25 protein-coding genes are annotated in these 17,389 nt (G+C 60.0%); 11 read left to right on the plus strand and 14 right to left on the minus strand.

Features of this window, described 5'->3' with window-relative positions:
• Nucleotides 1-2: 2 nt before the first annotated feature.
• Entirely contained in the window at nucleotides 3-458 is a 456-nt protein-coding gene (locus K2Q04_RS04560; RefSeq protein ID WP_291159883.1) for a hypothetical protein, read from the minus strand.
• A gap of 295 nt (nucleotides 459-753) precedes the next feature.
• Here K2Q04_RS04560 and K2Q04_RS04565 point away from each other — a divergent pair, with 295 nt between their 5' ends.
• The gene (locus tag K2Q04_RS04565) at nucleotides 754-1,191 is read left to right on the plus strand and encodes a hypothetical protein (RefSeq protein WP_291159886.1); all 438 of its coding nucleotides are present in this window, start codon (nucleotides 754-756) and stop codon (nucleotides 1,189-1,191) included.
• A gap of 95 nt (nucleotides 1,192-1,286) precedes the next feature.
• Here K2Q04_RS04565 and K2Q04_RS04570 read toward each other — a convergent pair whose 3' ends face one another.
• Entirely contained in the window at nucleotides 1,287-1,571 is a 285-nt protein-coding gene (locus tag K2Q04_RS04570) for a hypothetical protein (protein ID WP_045836711.1), read from the minus strand.
• A gap of 624 nt (nucleotides 1,572-2,195) precedes the next feature.
• Between K2Q04_RS04570 and msrB the strand changes: the two genes are divergently transcribed.
• Entirely contained in the window at nucleotides 2,196-2,609 is a 414-nt protein-coding gene (gene msrB / locus K2Q04_RS04575; protein WP_291159891.1) for a peptide-methionine (R)-S-oxide reductase MsrB, read from the plus strand.
• Between the two features lie 40 nt (nucleotides 2,610-2,649).
• Here msrB and K2Q04_RS04580 read toward each other — a convergent pair whose 3' ends face one another.
• Nucleotides 2,650-2,997, minus strand: a complete 348-nt coding sequence (locus K2Q04_RS04580; protein WP_291159894.1) for a hypothetical protein — start codon at nucleotides 2,995-2,997, stop codon at nucleotides 2,650-2,652.
• Between the two features lie 111 nt (nucleotides 2,998-3,108).
• Nucleotides 3,109-3,951 (minus strand): DUF72 domain-containing protein, encoded by an 843-nt coding sequence (locus tag K2Q04_RS04585; RefSeq protein ID WP_291159897.1) that lies wholly within the window; start codon nucleotides 3,949-3,951, stop codon nucleotides 3,109-3,111.
• 221 nt (nucleotides 3,952-4,172) lie between these two features.
• On the opposite strand from K2Q04_RS04585, the gene K2Q04_RS04590 reads away from it, so the two are divergent.
• Complete coding sequence (locus tag K2Q04_RS04590; protein ID WP_291159900.1) at nucleotides 4,173-5,207, plus strand: energy transducer TonB; 1,035 nt, start codon at nucleotides 4,173-4,175, stop codon at nucleotides 5,205-5,207.
• A gap of 81 nt (nucleotides 5,208-5,288) precedes the next feature.
• On the opposite strand, the gene K2Q04_RS04595 is transcribed toward K2Q04_RS04590, so the two are convergent.
• Together K2Q04_RS04595 and K2Q04_RS04600 are read right to left on the minus strand one after the other, a co-directional pair.
• Nucleotides 5,289-5,411, minus strand: a complete 123-nt coding sequence (locus K2Q04_RS04595) for a hypothetical protein (protein WP_291159903.1) — start codon at nucleotides 5,409-5,411, stop codon at nucleotides 5,289-5,291.
• 196 nt (nucleotides 5,412-5,607) lie between these two features.
• A complete protein-coding gene (locus K2Q04_RS04600; RefSeq protein WP_280140530.1) occupies nucleotides 5,608-5,739 on the minus strand; it encodes a hypothetical protein in 132 nt (43 codons plus the stop codon).
• A 191-nt stretch (nucleotides 5,740-5,930) separates the two neighbouring features.
• Here K2Q04_RS04600 and K2Q04_RS04605 point away from each other — a divergent pair, with 191 nt between their 5' ends.
• From K2Q04_RS04605 to K2Q04_RS04625, 5 genes are all read left to right on the plus strand, one after another.
• On the plus strand, nucleotides 5,931-6,518 hold the full coding sequence (locus K2Q04_RS04605) for a hypothetical protein (RefSeq protein ID WP_291159908.1): 588 nt from the start codon (nucleotides 5,931-5,933) through the stop codon (nucleotides 6,516-6,518).
• A 20-nt stretch (nucleotides 6,519-6,538) separates the two neighbouring features.
• Nucleotides 6,539-6,826 carry a hypothetical protein gene (locus K2Q04_RS04610; protein ID WP_291159911.1) on the plus strand — a complete coding sequence of 96 codons (288 nt, stop codon included), beginning with the start codon at nucleotides 6,539-6,541 and terminating at the stop codon, nucleotides 6,824-6,826.
• A gap of 44 nt (nucleotides 6,827-6,870) precedes the next feature.
• Entirely contained in the window at nucleotides 6,871-8,133 is a 1,263-nt protein-coding gene (locus tag K2Q04_RS04615) for an MFS transporter (RefSeq protein WP_291159914.1), read from the plus strand.
• Between the two features lie 336 nt (nucleotides 8,134-8,469).
• On the plus strand, nucleotides 8,470-9,705 hold the full coding sequence (locus K2Q04_RS04620; RefSeq protein ID WP_291159917.1) for a diguanylate cyclase: 1,236 nt from the start codon (nucleotides 8,470-8,472) through the stop codon (nucleotides 9,703-9,705).
• A 276-nt stretch (nucleotides 9,706-9,981) separates the two neighbouring features.
• Nucleotides 9,982-10,242: a hypothetical protein gene (locus K2Q04_RS04625; protein ID WP_291159919.1), complete on the plus strand. Its 261-nt coding sequence runs from the start codon at nucleotides 9,982-9,984 to the stop codon at nucleotides 10,240-10,242.
• Nucleotides 10,243-10,308: 66 nt separating this feature from the next.
• Here K2Q04_RS04625 and K2Q04_RS04630 read toward each other — a convergent pair whose 3' ends face one another.
• Nucleotides 10,309-11,154: an SDR family NAD(P)-dependent oxidoreductase gene (locus K2Q04_RS04630; protein WP_291159922.1), complete on the minus strand. Its 846-nt coding sequence runs from the start codon at nucleotides 11,152-11,154 to the stop codon at nucleotides 10,309-10,311.
• Nucleotides 11,155-11,440: 286 nt separating this feature from the next.
• Complete coding sequence (locus tag K2Q04_RS04635) at nucleotides 11,441-11,794, minus strand: polymer-forming cytoskeletal protein (RefSeq protein ID WP_291159925.1); 354 nt, start codon at nucleotides 11,792-11,794, stop codon at nucleotides 11,441-11,443.
• 198 nt (nucleotides 11,795-11,992) lie between these two features.
• Here K2Q04_RS04635 and K2Q04_RS04640 point away from each other — a divergent pair, with 198 nt between their 5' ends.
• A complete protein-coding gene (locus K2Q04_RS04640; RefSeq protein ID WP_291159928.1) occupies nucleotides 11,993-12,280 on the plus strand; it encodes a hypothetical protein in 288 nt (95 codons plus the stop codon).
• A gap of 166 nt (nucleotides 12,281-12,446) precedes the next feature.
• On the opposite strand, the gene K2Q04_RS04645 is transcribed toward K2Q04_RS04640, so the two are convergent.
• Together K2Q04_RS04645 and K2Q04_RS04650 are read right to left on the minus strand one after the other, a co-directional pair.
• The gene (locus tag K2Q04_RS04645) at nucleotides 12,447-12,641 is read right to left on the minus strand and encodes a hypothetical protein (RefSeq protein ID WP_291159931.1); all 195 of its coding nucleotides are present in this window, start codon (nucleotides 12,639-12,641) and stop codon (nucleotides 12,447-12,449) included.
• Nucleotides 12,642-12,769: 128 nt separating this feature from the next.
• Nucleotides 12,770-13,942 carry a serine hydrolase gene (locus K2Q04_RS04650; RefSeq protein WP_291159934.1) on the minus strand — a complete coding sequence of 391 codons (1,173 nt, stop codon included), beginning with the start codon at nucleotides 13,940-13,942 and terminating at the stop codon, nucleotides 12,770-12,772.
• A 303-nt stretch (nucleotides 13,943-14,245) separates the two neighbouring features.
• On the opposite strand from K2Q04_RS04650, the gene K2Q04_RS04655 reads away from it, so the two are divergent.
• Complete coding sequence (locus tag K2Q04_RS04655) at nucleotides 14,246-14,572, plus strand: cytochrome c (protein ID WP_291159944.1); 327 nt, start codon at nucleotides 14,246-14,248, stop codon at nucleotides 14,570-14,572.
• 11 nt (nucleotides 14,573-14,583) lie between these two features.
• Here the strand turns inward: K2Q04_RS04655 and K2Q04_RS04660 are convergent, their stop codons facing one another.
• Nucleotides 14,584-14,964 carry a hypothetical protein gene (locus K2Q04_RS04660; protein WP_291159951.1) on the minus strand — a complete coding sequence of 127 codons (381 nt, stop codon included), beginning with the start codon at nucleotides 14,962-14,964 and terminating at the stop codon, nucleotides 14,584-14,586.
• Between the two features lie 91 nt (nucleotides 14,965-15,055).
• Entirely contained in the window at nucleotides 15,056-15,238 is a 183-nt protein-coding gene (locus K2Q04_RS04665; RefSeq protein WP_291159954.1) for a hypothetical protein, read from the minus strand.
• A 158-nt stretch (nucleotides 15,239-15,396) separates the two neighbouring features.
• Here K2Q04_RS04665 and K2Q04_RS04670 point away from each other — a divergent pair, with 158 nt between their 5' ends.
• Complete coding sequence (locus tag K2Q04_RS04670) at nucleotides 15,397-15,690, plus strand: hypothetical protein (protein WP_291159957.1); 294 nt, start codon at nucleotides 15,397-15,399, stop codon at nucleotides 15,688-15,690.
• 540 nt (nucleotides 15,691-16,230) lie between these two features.
• Here the strand turns inward: K2Q04_RS04670 and K2Q04_RS04675 are convergent.
• Both K2Q04_RS04675 and K2Q04_RS04680 read right to left on the minus strand, forming a co-directional pair.
• Complete coding sequence (locus K2Q04_RS04675; protein ID WP_291159960.1) at nucleotides 16,231-16,704, minus strand: VOC family protein; 474 nt, start codon at nucleotides 16,702-16,704, stop codon at nucleotides 16,231-16,233.
• Nucleotides 16,705-16,800: 96 nt separating this feature from the next.
• Nucleotides 16,801-17,145 carry a zinc ribbon domain-containing protein YjdM gene (locus K2Q04_RS04680; RefSeq protein ID WP_291159963.1) on the minus strand — a complete coding sequence of 115 codons (345 nt, stop codon included), beginning with the start codon at nucleotides 17,143-17,145 and terminating at the stop codon, nucleotides 16,801-16,803.
• Nucleotides 17,146-17,389 lie beyond the last annotated feature (244 nt).

Genomic DNA, 17,389 nt, shown 5'->3' on the forward strand with positions numbered 1-17,389 from the left:
CCTCAAGGCCGGGAAAATTCCAGCAATCCCGGGAAGGCCGTGCCCTTGGGGCCGATTTCCGTCGAGGCTGCTGCGCAGCTTTCGTCGATGATGACCTTGCACTGGTTGGGATCATCCTCGCGGACGCAATGTTTAACCCGGATCCAGGCGTCGTAGATCTTCTTCTGCTGTGCCTTGAATTCATCGAGCTCGGCGTCCGCATAGAGGGCGGGGAGCGCCGACGCTTTGTCCGTCACCTTCGCGCCTGTGCAGAGTTCAGCGGCGCCCAACGCCTGACCGTAGCGGGATCCGGTGTCTCGCGGCGTCAGGCGGGCGGTCGTAACGGCTGCGCGGGTGGTGCCCACGATGTCCTCGGGAGGCTCGGCGGCAGCCGCTTCCCAGCACATGCTCCCCCAGAACATGCTCGCCGCTATCGCACCGATCAGAGTTCCCAGGCCTTTGTGACGCCCAAGGGACATCGCTTCCTCCACGTTAATTGTATCGGCAAGCTGATGGTGTTCCGCGCCTGATCCCTATGCCGGTAAGGGAATGGCTCCGTACGGGCTCGAACCGTTTCTCTTCGTCCGAAAATGAGGGCTATGCCTATACTTTTTAGTAAGTAGACCCGAATCCGCATTTCCGCAGTATCGCCGAATGTTTATATCGTAGCCGGGCATGCGAAAGCGCAACACCTGTCTTTGTCTTTGCTGCTAGGCGGGGATATAGTTTTTTTGCGGGCCGGCTTCTTCATCGCGCCGTCCAAGGAGAATTCAGATGACGTCACGCTTTCTTGTTTCGGCAGCAGTGTTCGCGACATTCGTTGCCGTGGGCGCGAGCCCGAGCTTTGCACTTTCGACGAAGGAATGCAGCGTGAAGTACCAGGCAGCGAAGTCTGCCGGTACTTTGAACGGCGAGACCTGGAACGAATTCCGGAAGAAGGAATGCGCCGGGGGTGAGGCGGCTGCTCCGGCAACGACCGAGGAGAAGCCTGCTGCCAAGACCGAGACGACCGCTCCGGCCTCAGCTGGCGCTGCCATCTTCCCCAAGGCGATCGACGCGAAATATTCCAAGGAGACGGCGGGCAAGGCCCGTATGCATACCTGCCTCGATCAATACAGGGCCAACAAGGCGAACAACGGCAACGGTGGGCTCAAGTGGATCCAGAAGGGCGGCGGCTATTACAGCCAGTGCAACGCGTCGCTGAAGAAGTGATCAACGCTGCAATGTCTCTTGACGAACGGTTCTCCTGAAACGGCAACGGCGAGATTTTATCTCGCCGTTTTTATTTTTTGATTGGCGCGCGGGTCTCAGCGCTTCGTTAGGCGATCGCGTTGCCACGTGAGGAACATCACGGTCACGAGCGCCGTCAGGAACATCGTTCCCAGGATCGCCGGCTGACGCATGAATGCGCGCCAGACATCGAACCCTTCGAGCCATCCGCCCCGGTTCGTCAGCACATTGTTCAATACCAGAATGACGAACGCGACCAGCGATGTCAGTCCCGTTGCAATGACGGCTTCGACCAGCCGTTTCGTCATTCGGGGTACGGATATCGAATTGCGTCCAATTGCAAGTTGGGTCCGGTCCGACATTTTGTGCTCCTCTTGAGTTTCGGCGAAGGGGCACGGCGATCGCCACGGAGCCCCGGATTTATTCTCCCTATTTACCAGATTCGCTCCCTCAACGTGGCATAGGCGAGGCATTTGCCGATGTTCGGCGCCGGCGGCCTTATGCCAATTCTGATGTTTTCATCGCCTGTTAGGTTGCGGCGAAACGAATTGCTCACCATATTTCGGCTTGCGGCAGCGGGGCTTGCGGCGGTCGGGCTAGATTCATTGTGATGCTCGCAACGAGGGGGCATTCTCGCTGACAAACAACCAGGTGAATGGGTGAGCTATGAGGACCGCTGTTCGTATTGCAACTGCGTTGGTGCTTCCGGTGCTGCTTTCGAATGCCGCTGCCAGTGGGGATTCGATCTTCGACGTCGAGCACGCACGCGCGGAGTACCGCGCGGGTCGACTGACGCCTGAAAATGCGGACCTCATGGACCGGTGGGGTTGGCCAAGCGGCTGTTATTCGCGCCCCTGCTTCGCACCACCGCCTCCGGACAGGCCATTCTATGTACGCCGGCCGGATTGGCGAGCCCGCCGGTAGCGGCGGCCCGCGTCCAAGCGTATGCTCTTGAAGGTCAACAATGGTTGGACGATATAGGGCGCATGGATAAGAAAACGATGCCGATGGATGAGTCTGAGTGGCGCAAGCGGCTGTCGCCTGAACAATATCGCGTGCTGCGCGAAAAGGGTACGGAGCCGCCGTTTACAGGCGAGTATCTGGAAGTCGACAGCGACGGCACGTTTACGTGCGCGGCGTGCGGAAACCCGCTCTTCTCATCGGACGCGAAATTCGACTCCGGTACGGGTTGGCCGTCGTTCGACGAGGCGCTTCCGGGCGCGGTCGAATATCATTCCGACACGTCACACGGCATGGTTCGCACTGAGATCACATGTGCGCGTTGCGGCTCGCATCTTGGCCACGTTTTTGACGACGGCCCGACCGAGAGCGGCAAGCGCTATTGCATAAACTCCGTCTGCCTCAATCTCGACGAGGCGGATGCCGCCGGTAAGAAGTAAACGCTCGGGGGCATTTCTTTCCGTTTACGCACCTTTCCGTTTAGGCATGCGTGTCATCGTGTCCGGCACGGCGAACTTTGCGTATCGCTCGGATCCAGAGTGCCAAGTAAGCGACCACCAGGATCATGAACGGCGTGGCTATCAGTCCGTCGAGATCCGGGCTCGCCTCAGGGATGAAACCGAAATTCATGGCGAGCTTTGCGAGATTGGCTCCGCATAGCGCCACGAGCATCACGTTTCCTGTGGGACCGAGGTACTTTTCGGCGCGGTAGTACGTTGTGAGCCGGGTGTTTTCAGGCGGCGCCGAGCCGGTCGCCAGCGAGTAAAGCGCGAGCGGCAACAGAATGAATGAAAACGAATAAAGCGCGACTTCGAAGTTGCTGAGCATTGGGTAATCTCCTGGCCCGCCACGGCGGCAGCTTCAGCTGCCTGCAAGCGGTTATGGCCGGAGGACAATTACGCTGCCTGTTCCTTGAGGAACGGCCAATGGCGCTAAGGATCAGGCGCGAGGCTTTCCTGTTTTGCCTGCTGGCGAGACCAGCTCTTGAAAGGCCATGGCCGCAGCCGGCGCGCGGACTTTGCCTTCGTGGATGAAGTAGACAAAGACGTCGCGCGATTTATGCGGAGGCTTGTTCTTCGGATCGATCGTCGGAATATCTTGCGGCACGCTTCCGGATGCCCAGACCTTTGCGCGTTCGGCCCACTGACCGAGCGCCTTCGGCTTGTAAGCCGTCGGGATCGAGTCGTCGCCTTTCTGCAAGCGCGCGTAAACAAAATCGGCCGTGACGTCGGCGATCGCGGGGTACGTCGCATGATCGGCGAAGACGATGGCGACGGACTTCTTCCGCGCAAGTTCGATGAACTCCGGCGTGCAGAACGAGGGGTGGCGCGGTTCGACCACATGTTTCAAATTGTGTCCGCCGACCTTCGCCGGGAGGAGATCGAGGAAGGCGGCGAAGTCCGCTTCGTCGAACTTTTTCGTCGGCGCGAATTGCCAGAGCAGGGGGCCGAGCTTCGCTCCGAGTTCGGTTATGCCGGAATCGATAAATCGCGAGACCGATTCACCCGCCTCCGCCAGGACGCGGCGGTTCGTCGTGTAGCGGGGGCCTTTCAAGGAAAAGACAAAATTATCGGGACTTTCCTTGGCCCAGCTTGCGAACGTCGCCGGTTTTTGCGTGCGATAGTAGGTGCCGTTGACCTCAATCGTGGCAAGATGGTGGCTGGCGTATGGCAGCTCTTGTGAATGGGGAAGGCCATCGGGGTAGAACACGCCGCGCCAAGGCTCGAACGTCCAACCGCCGATACCGGCGCGGATATTGCCAGTTGCGCTTTTACGGGGCATCGAGCGAGGCCCGTGCCGTTTTCTCGTAGTAAAGAGCGTCAATCATCGGGTCCAGCGAATCGCCTAGTTTGGATGGAACTGTTTTTCCCGCGACCTCGGGGCGCATCATAGATAATCGCGGACATGCCATCTCGGCGTTTTTCCGCCGATCAATTATCATTCCTGGTTCGGGCCGGGGCAAGAAGAGTAATTTGCTACCGTTGGGAACAAACTTAGAAAACATGACTGCCGAGGATGTGGGGCAAACGGCTGGTCTTTCCATTGCGGGCTTCGCGCGCTGGGGCACGGGCGCGTCTAACCGCGAGCGAAATTTCTACATCGCACTCGCGTGCGCTGCGCTCCTACACGCTTCGTTCTTCATAAGCGCCGCCCACAATGGCGACGCAAAGCGTCTGGGCAGCGAGACTGGCGCCGACGATGCGATCAGCGTTTCGGTGGTGACGGAAGCCGATCTCAAGAGCCGTGCCACCGTAGCGGAGCCCGTTACACCTCCGCCGGGGCCGCCTGCGCCGACGCAGGAAGCGCAGCCGCCGCCGCAGCCGGTTCCAACTCCGAAGCCGGAAGACGCCAAGCAAGAGCCTCAGCCCGAAGCTCCCACTCCACCGCAAAAGCAGGAGAAGCCGCAGCCTGAGACGCCTCCGGATGTACCGGAGGAGGTAGCGGAGCCCGATCCGGTGAAGCCCACTCAAGAGGCTGCGGCGAAACCGGAAGAAGTAAGTCCCGAAAGCATCCCTCCGGAACTCTTCTCGCTCGAGACGGAAGATCCGTCGAAGCTGCAGAGCAACGACAAGCCGACTCCGAAGCCGGAGGCTAAGCACGAAAGCAAGCCCGAGACCAAAAAGCCGACGCCGAGCAAATCTGCATCCAAGCCGCCGGCGAAGCCGCAAAAGAAGAACCTCGCAGCTCTCGATCTCTCGACGCCGGCGGCGCCGTCGTTCGGGGGCGGAGGCGGAGCCGCATTCCAGCGCCCGCCCGGCATCACGCGATCGGGGCTTAATGATGCATTTGCCCGGGCGGTTATCCGCGCGTTGCAGCAGACGATGCCGCAGCTCACAGGAGCACTCGGCCGCGTGACGGTCAGAATTCTGCTTTCGGAAACTGGGAACGTGGTTGAGGTGAAGTTGCTGTCCGGCGCGAAGGATCCGTCACTCAGTCAGGACGTGGTGTTCGCCGCCAAGCAGACGAGCTATCCGATACCGCCTGCCGGTTCCAATCTGGCCGACCGCACGTTCATGGTCACGTATATTTACGATTGAGATCGTTCGTTCGTCGTGCGGGTTAACGGCAAAGCGCGGGCATCGTGCGCGCTTCCGGTCATGCGCTGCAATAAGATTTGATCAGCGAGTATATTCTGTCGGGAAGCTTGTGTCGTCCGCGTGCGTAGCCGACGAAACGGCCAAGCCGACAATCGTCAAGATGAGCAGAGCAAGGAGGAAGATAGCGTCGGTCTTTTCCGTCATGATCGCTCCAAATCGTTCATCGATGCAGCGAATAATCCGCTGTCGATCCAACTTGTGCGTGACCTCGAAAAGTTTCTTCAGACGTTGGGATAAGGGTACGTTCGACTCAGGCTCAGTCTCAATAGTCAAAGTGAAGCAGCGCTGGCGATACGCTGAACGCGTGGCGCCGGCGCTGCACTATGCGATTTCAATGCGATTAGCGCTGCGGCGCGTCTTGAGAAACCGATGCTGGTCCACCGAGCTTCATCGGTGTGTATTCCGGCGTCTCGCGACGGCAGGCTCCAAGCATCAACGCGGCAATGCATATTCCAAGAGCGGCGACTTTCATTGGTCTTCTCCCGGTGTGGCTGACTGCAGTGGCAATAATGAATGAGTGCAGCCAACTAACGTCTAGTCGATTAAGGTTGTTCCCAGGTTACCAAGTGCGCTGAATGAACGGCGTGCGCCTTCTCTCGACCATGCTCCAGCCATTCTGGCGCGGTTCAATCCGATCCGTTGTCATCGTCGCGAGTGCTCTGCATGTCAGTGCTTCTCCGCCATCCCGCATTCATTCTATCTGTTCTCGGATCGTTGTCCGGGCTGGTCGGCAGCCAGCTGATCGGCGGCAATTACGGTGCGGCTCCGCATCCCGGCATATACCTCGTTCTCACCGGACTGTGGTTCGGCCTGGTGGTGGGGTTTGGCGTTTGGCGCTTCGGCCCGACATCCGTCGCCGGCGCGATCACCTCCGTTCTGACAACGTGGATTGCGTGGGAAGCAGCGGTCAACGTCGCGATCCAGATCGATGGGCCGTTGTTCGAGGCGACGGGGGCCAGTGCGCTGAAGTCTTATGTAGCGGGCCTTGTCGCGGGTGCAGTCGGCGCCGGGATCACTTGGACCGGAGCGGCATTTCACGTGTCTTCGCTACGAACCAGGCTTGCATCCATCAGCATCGTCGCGGCGGGAGCTGTGCTCGGCTTGTTGTTGCCGATGACGAATACATATGACAGCGGTGCAGTCCTATTGATCCCATGGCAGACCGCGGTCGCGGGATTGCTTGGCCTCAATATGCTACCCCTGGGCGGCCGGGGCCGGGGTTCGTCCGCGGTTTTTGCTTCCGACGGCTGACCTAGCCCGGAGGATGTTCGATGCTTGCTCGGATGCCGTGCGCCGTTTTGATCGCGGGAAGTCTGATCGCGCCGGTCGTGTCCGGTGCCGCAGCCTACGCCGATGCCGTCTCGGATGAATCCGCCGGATCCATTGAAGATCTGCTGAAGTCGGGCTGGGAGATCGCGGGCTACGCCAGCAATTTCGACAACCGGTCGACCTTCATTCTGTTCAAGAAGCCCAACGAAAATTATCTCGTTCAATGCCTCGCCGGGTATGACGTCACGCGATCCCCGCGCGTCTTCCACAACTGCTACCGGTTGCGGTGAGGGCGGCTTCGGCGTAAGTCGCTCAGGGGTCTTGGGCGTGGGGAATGACAGCAAAAGCAAGCCGCGTAGCGTGGGCGATTGTCGGCATGCTGTGGGCTGTCGCGCTGCTCAATTATCTCGACCGGCAGCTCGTCGTGACGATGCCCGGTCCGATCAAGGCCGATCTTCGCCTGGGTGACGAGAAATTCGGCCTGCTGTCGTCCGTCTTTCTTTGGGTCTACGGCATCTTTTCGCCCGTCGCGGGCTACGTTGCGGACCGGGTCGGCAAGAAGCCCGTTATTCTGGCCAGTCTCGTCGTCTGGTCGGCCGCCACGTTTGCGAGCGGTCTTGTCAGCTCATTCGAAGGGATGCTTCTTGCCCGCGCGACGCTCGGGATCAGCGAAGCCTTCTACATGCCTGCCGCCGTGGCCTTGATCGTCGAATATCACCGCGGACCGACACGGAGCCGGGCAACGGGTTTACATCTCAGCGGGGTTTACGCGGGATCGGTGCTCGGGGGGCTCGGCGGCTTCATGGCGGAAGCGTTCGGCTGGCGCGCTGTCTTTCTCGTTATCGGAGCCATCGGGGTCGCATACGCGCTTTTGCTGACGATCATTTTCCCGGCTTCATCTGAGAGCGCGCATTCGACGGCGGCAGAGGATGTGGACGTTCGTTCGGCGGGTGGCGCCGCGTTCTCGACGCTGTTGTCGACGCCGGGGTTTCTGCTGCTCCTTGCGATGAACGTGCTCGATGGCGCCGCGTATTGGCCGGTACGGAATTGGCTTGCGGAGTTCTTCCGCGCCGAACTCGGTGTCGATCCGGCATGGGCGGGCGTCTATGGTCCTATGACGTTCAACGGCGCGGCATTCTTCGGAATGCTGATTGCGAGCAACGTTTCGGATTGGTGGGCGGGTTGGAACGTGCGAGCGCGTTCTCTCGTCCCGGCGATCGGTTTTATCATAGCGGCGCCGTGCCTGTTTCTGATGGGGGCCGTTGAATACGTTCCTGTCATTCTCGGCTGCATCGTCGTTGCCGGCATGTCGCAAGGGTTTCTCGATGCGAACCTGATGCCGGCGGTGTGTACGGTCGTCGATTTTCGCTTTCGAGCCACGGCTTACGGGCTGCTGAACTTTGCCGGGACGACTGCGGGCGGTGTCATGACGTACGTCGGCGGCAGGTTGAAGGAGCAGCAGGTTCCGTTCAGCGCAACGTTTCAGTTTGCGAGCGGGATGATCCTGGTAGCGGGTCTTTTACTTTTGATGGTCAGGCCGGCGGGGCGTCGGTTGCAATCCTCCGACGCAGCGGTTGATGAAGCCGTGGCTCGCTGACTGCTTTAAGCTTCGCGCAAGCATTATTCCAAAAATACCCTGCGGTTACGGCGATGTAATCTGAACAGCTAGAAGTGGAAATCGGCCGTGGAAGCCGGAGCGGAGCTCGGCGCTGGGATTCTCAACATATTGAAAAGCATCATTAGTTTTTGGCGCTGTCGGCGGGCCGATTCTGAACCGGCTTCAGCCAAGTTCCGATGTTTCTGAAAAGACAGCGCCGACGCCTCACATGCCTCCAGGCTTATCTCATCTGTGTACCTCCTATTAATGCGCCGGTCATAACGTTGGTTTTGCTCATGCTGATGAAACGAGAAAAGTTTGCGTGTGGTGGACCGAGTGACGGGCGAATCTATCCCAGCCGGCATCGACTCGACGATCGTCGAGCGGACGATCGACTCTGGCTTTCCGTTGCTGGTGTTCCCCCGGCGGCTCGAGGCTGCATTCGAAGGCGAAGGCGCTGCCGAGCGGTGCCGGAAGCTCGCTATCGGCGGCATGTTCGGCATCCTGCTTTACAATTTGTTTTTGATATCGGACCGCCTGACGGCGCCTGATACGTTTCAAACGGCGGTGTGGGTGCGTTTCGGGGTCGTTACGCCGATTGCATTGCTCATAGTCGCGGCTCTTTACCTCAATCCACCGGTCGCGGTGCGCGAATTGATCGTGGCAGGCGGCGCCGTCATCCTTGGAGCGGGTAGCAACCTCTATTTGATGCTGGCTGGGCACGGCCAGCATCACGACGCTCAGCACCAAGTCATCATCCTGATCCTGCTTTTCGTGACGATGGTCGAGCGGGTTCGCTTCTGGTACGCGGTCGCGGCATGTCTTGGGTGCTTTGCGATCCATGCCACAGCCTTGGCGATGCTTCCCGCCTATCCACTCGAATATCAGATCTCGTCGAATGCCGTTTTCGCCTGTGCCGTCGTCCTGTCGATCTTTGCCTCGTACGTGCTCGAACGCGAAATGAGGATGAACTTTCTTCTGTCGCTGCGGGGACGTCTACAGCGCCGCGATCTCGACCTCGAGACCCGCCGCGATCCGTTGACCGGCCTTCGCAACCGCCGCTCGCTCGACGAAGTGATAGAAGCTTGCAACCAGAGCAAGTCTGCCGGGCTGGAACTCGCTATCGTGCTGCTCGACATCGACCACTTCAAGTCATTCAACGACACCGCAGGTCATCAGGCTGGCGATGTTTGCCTGAAGCGTGTTGCCGGCATCATTCAGAGCGAGCTTCGCGATTACGTCGATGCGGCGTTCCGGTTCGGCGGGGAGGAATTCATTCTCGTCCTGCGCGGCATTGATCTTGCCACCGCCGTCAGAATTTCGGAGCGTATCCGGTGCGCGATCGAAGACGCAGCAATTCCGCATCCTGCGTTGCCTTTGGGCGAAGTCGTAACCGTGAGCATGGGCGTCGCGTCAGCCGTTGTGAGCCGCGAGATCCGAGTCGGCGTCATCATTGCCGCTGCAGATACGGCGCTATATGCAGCGAAGCGCAACGGGCGAAATCAGGTTTCGCCACGCCTGCCGACCGCAGACATCGTCGAGATGCCGGATCGCAAACTTCGCTCGAAGTGAAATTCTCTTCGCGCCGATAAGTGTGAAGCTGCGCGAGACCGCCTACTTCGATGCACGATCGCTCAACGGCGCGTGCTTCGCTGTATCTTGATAAACTTCAATGCATGCATATGCGCATTCTTCATGCATCAGTCGTTTCCTAACATGCGTCTGACGCGTGCGATTTTATTGACATCCTTCTTGCGCTGTTGCGTTTCTGTTTGTCGCTATTGAACACGGAACAACGTCACGTCATTTGCGTTGCCTCTGGGGAATAGTTTTGAAGGAAGATGGAAGATGCAAAGGCTCGCATTTTTTGCGGCGGTGATGCTTGCTTTGTCGTCCGGTAGTGCTTTCGCGGTGAGCCAAGCTGTCAAGGATGCGTGCAGTTCCGATTACGCAGCCTATTGCAGCCAGCATAAAGTCGGCACGGAAGCCGCCAGACAGTGCATGCGGGAACATCGCAAAATGTTGACCGAGGATTGCATTCATGCGCTCGGGAAGTCGAGCGAAGTCACGCAGGCCGACATCGAGCTTTACAAGCGCGAGCACCAATAATTAGCCTGTTCGAGATATCCGGCGACCGCCGCCTCTGGTCGCGGGCGGCGGTGTGCTGCGCCCCGATCACCAACGCACCTTATGCAATGAGAAGAACCGGCTGAAGATTTTGCGCACGAGCGTGCTCGGTAATTTGCCGCGCGCGAAGTGCATGAACTTCGCCGTTGGCCCGACTGCATAGCGAAACTTGGGCCGCTTGGTCTCAAGAGCATCGGCGACCGCTTTGGCGACCTCTATCGGGTCCCGTGCAGCTTTTGCGACATGCGCGTCAACCTCAACTTCGAGATGGTGCAGCATGGGAAAGTAAGGACTCGTCTTTGGCAGGACGCGCGGCGAGCTTTCCCAGATGCTCGTTTTGTACGCTCCGGGCTCGACCAATATGATATCGATATTGAAATGCTCGACCTCGTAGGCGAGGGATTCCGCCCAGCCTTCGATCGCCCATTTGGATGCCGTGTAAGGTGAGTTCGCCGGCATGCCAGCGAAGGCAGCTTCGCTCGAGATGATGACAATGCGTCCGCGCCGCTGAGCGCGGAATGACGGCAGCAAGCGCTTCGTTAGCGCCAGAACTCCGAAATAATTGACCTCCATCACATGGCGCACGTGTTGTTCATCCAGATCCTCGAACACGCCGCCGACTGCGACGCCGGCGTTTTGGACGACGGCATCGAGAGTGCGATCAGAGAGGTTAAGGCTTGCGACCGCGCGGTCGATGGATTGCGGATCGGTCACGTCCAGCTGCTCTATCCGGACGTTAGAGCTCGCTCCCGCGGCGGCCAGCGCACGGTCGAGTTCGTTCCGTTTTGCGAGGTCGCGCATGGTGGCGACGACGTCCCAGCCCCGTTTTGCAAGCTCGACAACCGTCACTAGACCGAAGCCGGACGATGTTCCGGTAACGAGAACTGTTGGCATGATCGGAAAACCTCTCCCGGGTTAGGGTCATCCAGGAGATTACGCGAGCAGCGGCTCCGGGGCGAGGTCGCGCTGTTACCTGGGGAACAGAGGCCCGCATCGCACGCGTGCTCTAGTCTGGCTGGCCGGTTGCCGCATCGCGGTGTCGGTCGCGAAGCGCCTAGTCTGTGGACCCGCCGGCTCACAGGTTGGGTGTGAAGCGGCCGACTCCCCGGCGCGACAGCTGGCCCCAGACTTCGGCCCTGGTCGAGAAAGGTCTGGCGGAGCCGGGCGGCAGCTGGCGCCGCTATAGCAATCGCAGCGGGTCGGTGTGGCGGCGCGATTTGCCTTCGAAGAACGAACCGTTTTCCAGCAATAACCGCTTGTGCACGATGTCAGCGTTGACCGAGCAGGCGGCTTTGAGCGTCAGCAGGTTTGCGAAAATCTCGCCCGTAACCTCGCCCATCACCGTCACCTCTTCGGACTTGATCGTTCCTTCGATCACACCGCGTTCGGTGACAATGAGCGAGAGGCAATTAACGTCGCCAAGGACGGTCCCATCGACGACGACGGGGCCAGGGTAATCTACGCCCCCTTCAATCGTCGCCGTGCGCGGGATGGAAAGCGTGCGGCCGATGCTTGCCGGCTTTCGCTCGATCATTGATATCGCCCCATAGCTGATGCCGTTTTGCGCATGGACACTTTTGGAGAGATTGGTGGCGAATTTCGGGCCCGACCGGCCTATTTGCCGTTTCGCCTCAAATTGTTTTCGCGGCGGCTTGCAACTCCGCTTGCGTGCTCGCAGCCAATCGTATTAGCAACCGCCCGGAAACCGGCACTAACAGGAGTCTTTATTGTCATGGCGGAGAACACGACTACGAACGCGGCGATTGCAGACCTGAAGCGCGAGATCGCCGAGCTCTCGGGGCTGTCGCTCGCCACGGGCGTCATCCTCACGCAGCTGCTGCAGAAAATCGCCAGCCGCGAGATGAACCCCCAGGCATCCGCCACCACGATCGTATCCAACGCGCGCGCGGCAATCGAAAGCTTCACCACGCAAGAGGGGTCAGATCCCGTGATGAAAGCGCGGGCGCTCGACGCGGTGAAGCAATACGAGGATCAGATCCGCTCGGTGCTTCGGGATTAGGAATTTTGCCGGCGCGCGGCGGCCCGGTTCTCTGTCGCGTCTAGCGACCGTGGCTGGCCGCACGCCGCAACATTTCGCGAAGCAACCTTGTTGGCCATTCGGCTTCGCGAATCCCGCCGTGTGCAAGAGGGGCTGCGTTCGCCTCGCGGAAATCGACCACTGCACACTAGGCCTCGCGTGGTCTAATCCGCTTCAGGAATTCCCATACCGGCAGGGCCGTTAGACCCCCGACGAAACCTCCGATGTAGCTCGGCAACGGGAAGTTGAGAATGGAGAGCCACACCCGGCCGGCAATCCAACTCACGAACAGCATCGCGATGACGGTAATGAGAAGGCGCTGCCAGAAGGGAAGGTGGTACATGGCGTGGGTCCGAGATGGCTGAGGAAATTATTGCGAGACTGCCCGCCGATGCGTAACGGCATTCTATATTAGATCGGGATGTTCGTCCGCGTTAGGGGGATTACCTTCGTTTTGCACGATGCTATCCCTCACATACTTCGCGTATATTTCGCATAGAGCGTTTTCATCACATCCAGCGTGGCCGGGTCGGCTCTGGTGCCGGCGATATTGGTCGCGACAACGATTGCCAAGTCACGATCGACATCGACAATGACGGACGCGAAGTTCATGCCGTTCGAGCCGTTGTGCGTCAGTAGCGGTTTATCTGACCAGTCGAACTTCGACAGACCCCAGCCAAGTGCGTAGGATCCAGTCTTCGGCGTGCCGGGCTTCGGGTTCTTGATCTCCATGTCGACGACCGGCTGATGGATGCGCTTCAGCGTCTCCGGTTTCACGAGCGCCGGTCCGCGCTTGCCTTCGCCTGCGTTCCATCCGGCCCAGGTCGCGAAATCCTTGATGCTCATGTGCGCGAGCCCGGCGGGGCCGAGGGAACTTGGGAGATCGGCCGGTTGGCCCCAGGGGAATGGGGTCACCTTGCCTTTGTCGTCGACGCGATGGCCGACCGGAGCGTCGTACTCGCCGAACGTCGCTTGCGCGCCAAGGCCGGCGGTCTTGAGGTCGAGCGGCATATAAATGCGTTCGAACATCAGCCGTTCCCAAGGCTTGCCGGAAGCCTTCTCGATCATCGCCCCGGCGATGACATAACCGAGGTTCGCGTACTGAAATTTGCCCGACTTTCCAAAGCTTGGGTCGTGCTTCGAGCCCCAATCCTTGATCATTCGCAAGCGCCAATCGGTGAGCGAGTGGTCGTGCGCGTCCGCGTCGAAGTAGAGCCTGCCGATCTCCTCGTTGTCCGTCGCCACGCCGCCTGTGTGCGAGAGAAGCTCGCGCAGCGTGATGGCGCCAAATTTTGGCCTGAGACCGGGGATGACTGGGCCTAGCACCTCGCTGATGGTCGAGTCCCAGCGGAGCTTGCCTTCATCGACCAGCATGCCCGCGAGCGTCGCCGTCATGGCCTTGGTGTCGGAGCCGAGGTGGAAGCGGTCGTCGACCGTCACGGGCGCGTCCCTGCCGGAAACGCGGACGCCGACCGCGCCGGCCGCGACGAGTTTTCCGTCCTTCACCACTGCGGCTGCGAGGGCCGGCAGTTGGTATTTGGTGCGGATGGGATCGAGGATCGTGTTTAGGTTCTCTTCGGCGAGCGCGGGGCCTGTGCAATTCAAGGCGACGAGCGTTGCGAGGAAGGCGAAAAGGACGCGCATGAAACACCCGTTTTTTGTGACGATAGCTCGGAATGCCACATGCTGTCCCGGCTGACGGCCGATCCGATCGGGGTTTGGTTTAGCGCCGGTTAAAACGACATCGTTCGACGGTATTTCGAACACCAGTAATGCCAGAAAGGGCCTTGGATATGCGATGAGTGCTTATATGGATTGTCCAAAATCAATATGTGTCCGTTGCGACGCGGGTAGGGTCACCTCGACGAAGCGCAACGCAACCCGACAGAGGGGCAAACAAAGGGGGCAGGCATGGGAAATCTCTACAACTGCATCCGGATCATCGTAATGGCGCTCGGCACGCTCGCCGCGGTGTCGCCAGGCTTTGCCGCGCAGCCGGATGATGATGACGCTGCCGCTAAAGGCCTGGCGATCCTCGAGAAGAATTGCGCGCGATGCCATGCGCTGGGACTGACGGGCGCCAGTCCGCATCCGCAGGCGCCGCCGTTCCGAGACGTTGTCGAGCGCTATCCGGTTGAAGACCTCGAGGAATCGCTGGCCGAGGGCATCGTCTCGGGGCATCCCGACATGCCGGAATTCACCTTCGAGGCGGATGAGGTCAATTCGATCGTGACTTACCTCAACAGCCTGAAGGCGAAAGAGAACGCAAAATAGTGATCCACCCTTCAGGCGCGGCGCACGGACGGCCAGGCGACGATCGCGAAAAGGATCATCGACGCCAACAATCCAACCGACCCCGCAGCGGCGAAAGGCTCGCCGGCTTCGGCGCGTCCCGTGAAGATCTGCACGAGGCCGGCGAGCATGATCAGCAGGCTCGCCTCGGCAAGCCAGAAATGCGCGGCTGCGAGGCGGCTCTTAGCTGCGGCGGGGAAGAGATGATAGAAAAATCCGAATAGCGCGAAGCTGACCCAGCCGACGACGAGCAGGTGCGCGTGCGTCGGCATTTGGGTGTGGTCTTTCGTCATGCCCATTATGAGACCCAGCGTCATGCCGAGCACTGCGTAAATCAGCGCGGATGCGAAGAAGCGGCTTGCTAATCCGGTCATTGTCGTTCTCCCCCTTAGGACTGTCTTTTCCGCCAGTGGTGCCCAAATGGCATTGAAGAAACGGTTGGCGAAGGCATTTCAGCCCGCCTGATTAGCCGTGGCCGAGAGATACGACAAGGAGTTCAGTGCTGAGATCGAATTGGCTGCTTTTGGCGGGTGCCGCATTGATGGCCAGCACGACACCTGGCGCGGCGGCGACCGTGATTTCGAGTATCGCCGGGCCCGTCGCCATGCCGCGGAACGCGCGGCTACTGATCGTACGACGACAAATCATAGCGCTTTTCGCGAGCGAATGCCGGGGGATAGCGGTTCCGCATCGCTGATGTGTCTTTCCGCCGCCCGTGTGGCTGGAACAGGGGCGCGCGCATCGCGTTCCCAACAGCATGCGCGGGCATGTCAACGCCTGCTTAACCGAACAGACGGAGAGATCCAGTGAGCGCAACAAAGAAACGGAATTGGACGGCTGCGGCAGCGGCCGCATTGATGGTGGCATTCGTTGCCCCTATGGCGCAGGCGGACTCGATTTCCGGCGTCGAGGGCGCGCGTGCGAAGGAACGGCAGGGCCGATATTTGAACCGGCAGGATCGCGAGCAGCTGCGCCGATACGGCGGCAACGACGATTCCTGGCGCGGGTATCGCGGTTACGACTACAGCTACGGGTACGATGGTCCGGGCGTCAGCGTGTACGTTGGTCCGCGTGGATATTACGGACCGTACGACTACTAATTGCATCGAATTGCACGGATACGAGCGGCGGACTTCCGGTCCGCCGCTTTTTTTGTTTGCCCACGGCGACACGCGTTCCGCGCGCCGGCCGCCGTGGGCGTTTGGTGGAACGGTCGCGGGGCGTTCGAGTTGGCATCGCTATCAAGAGCACACAAGCGCATCCACTCCGGCCTGACGACTTGCGGCCGGATACGCGATAAGGAGTTCAGTCATGAAAAGGAATTGGACAGCTGCTGCGGGCGCAGCTTTGATCTTGGCGTCGTTCTTCGCTCCAATGGTTCAGGCGGATACAATTTCCAGTGTGGAGGCGGCTCGCGCAAAGGCGCGAACGGGATCGCCTTTGTCGCCGCGCGATCGCGCGATGCTGCGCAGATGGGGCACGAGCAGTGGCCATGACCTTCAGAGCGGCCGCAGTCATCGCCATATACAGAACGGCGGGTATTAAGTTTTTGGTTTGCCCACGGCGACAGGCTTTTGATTGGCCCACGGCGACACGCGTTCCGCGCGCCGGCCGCCGTGGGCATTTGATGTGGCGCGAGCTCAGCCCCGACGGGCCTTCTCGATGGCGGCGACGTCGATCTTGCGCATGGTCATCATCGCTTTGAACGCGCGTTTTGCTTCGTCGCCGCCGGCCGCCAGAGCATCCATCAATACGCGCGGCGTGATCTGCCAGTTGACGCCCCATTTATCGCTGCACCAGCCGCACGCGCTCTCCTGGCCGCCGTTGCCGACGATGGCGTTCCAATAGCGGTCGGTTTCCTCCTGATCGTCGGTCGCGATCTGAAACGAGAAAGCTATGTTGTGCTTCACCTCCGGGCCGCCGTTGAGGCCGATGCACGGGATGCCGGCGACGGTGAATTCGACCACCAGGACGTCACCCTCCTTGCCCGCGGGGTAGTCGCCCGGCGCGCGGGTGATGGCGCCGACGGCGCTATCGGGGAAGGTCTTGGCGTAGAAGCGTGCGGCGGCTTCGGCGTCCTTGTCGTACCAGACGCAAATGGTGTTCTTGGGCATCGTTCCTCCTTTTTTGATTGCGCCTTCCGACTCGCCTCCGGCGAGCCGGCCGGAAGGCGCGTTAGATGTTGCGCCGGTGAGAAGGCGCGTGCAGGACTACGCCTTCTTGACGAACTCGGACTTGAGGCTCATGGGGCCGATGCCGTCGATCTTGCAGTCGATATCGTGATCGCTGTCGACAAGGCGGATGTTCTTCACCTTGGTGCCCATTTTCACGACCTTGCTTGAGCCCTTCAGCTTCAGATCCTTGATGACGATGATCGTATCGCCGTCTTGCAATGTGTTGCCCGCCGAGTCCCGGTAGACCTTCGCGTCCTCGTCATCGCGCGCGGAGGTCGATTGGGGATCCCACTCGTGCGCGCACTCCGGGCAGACGTAGAGGTTGCGATCCTCGTAGGTGAATTCGGAGGAGCATTTTGGGCAGGGTGGCAGTGAGCTCATTAAGTTTGCCTTTTTTGATTGCGCTTTGCGACTCGCGTTCCGCGAGCCGGCCGCAAAGCACGAGGGGTGTTGTGCCGGCCACGTGTTGGTTCTTTCGTGCATAATTGAAGTGCGGTGAATGAGGCAACAAGCGCGCGCTACCGGCCGGCGAAGTCTCTTTGACGCGCGTGCGACAGCCTTTGGGCAGCCGGCCGCACGCGCATACGCACACGGCGGCTGGCTCCCCGGAGGGGAACGAAGAACG

Source organism: Hyphomicrobium sp. (genome assembly GCF_019753045.1).
Lineage (GTDB): Bacteria > Pseudomonadota > Alphaproteobacteria > Rhizobiales > Hyphomicrobiaceae > Hyphomicrobium_B.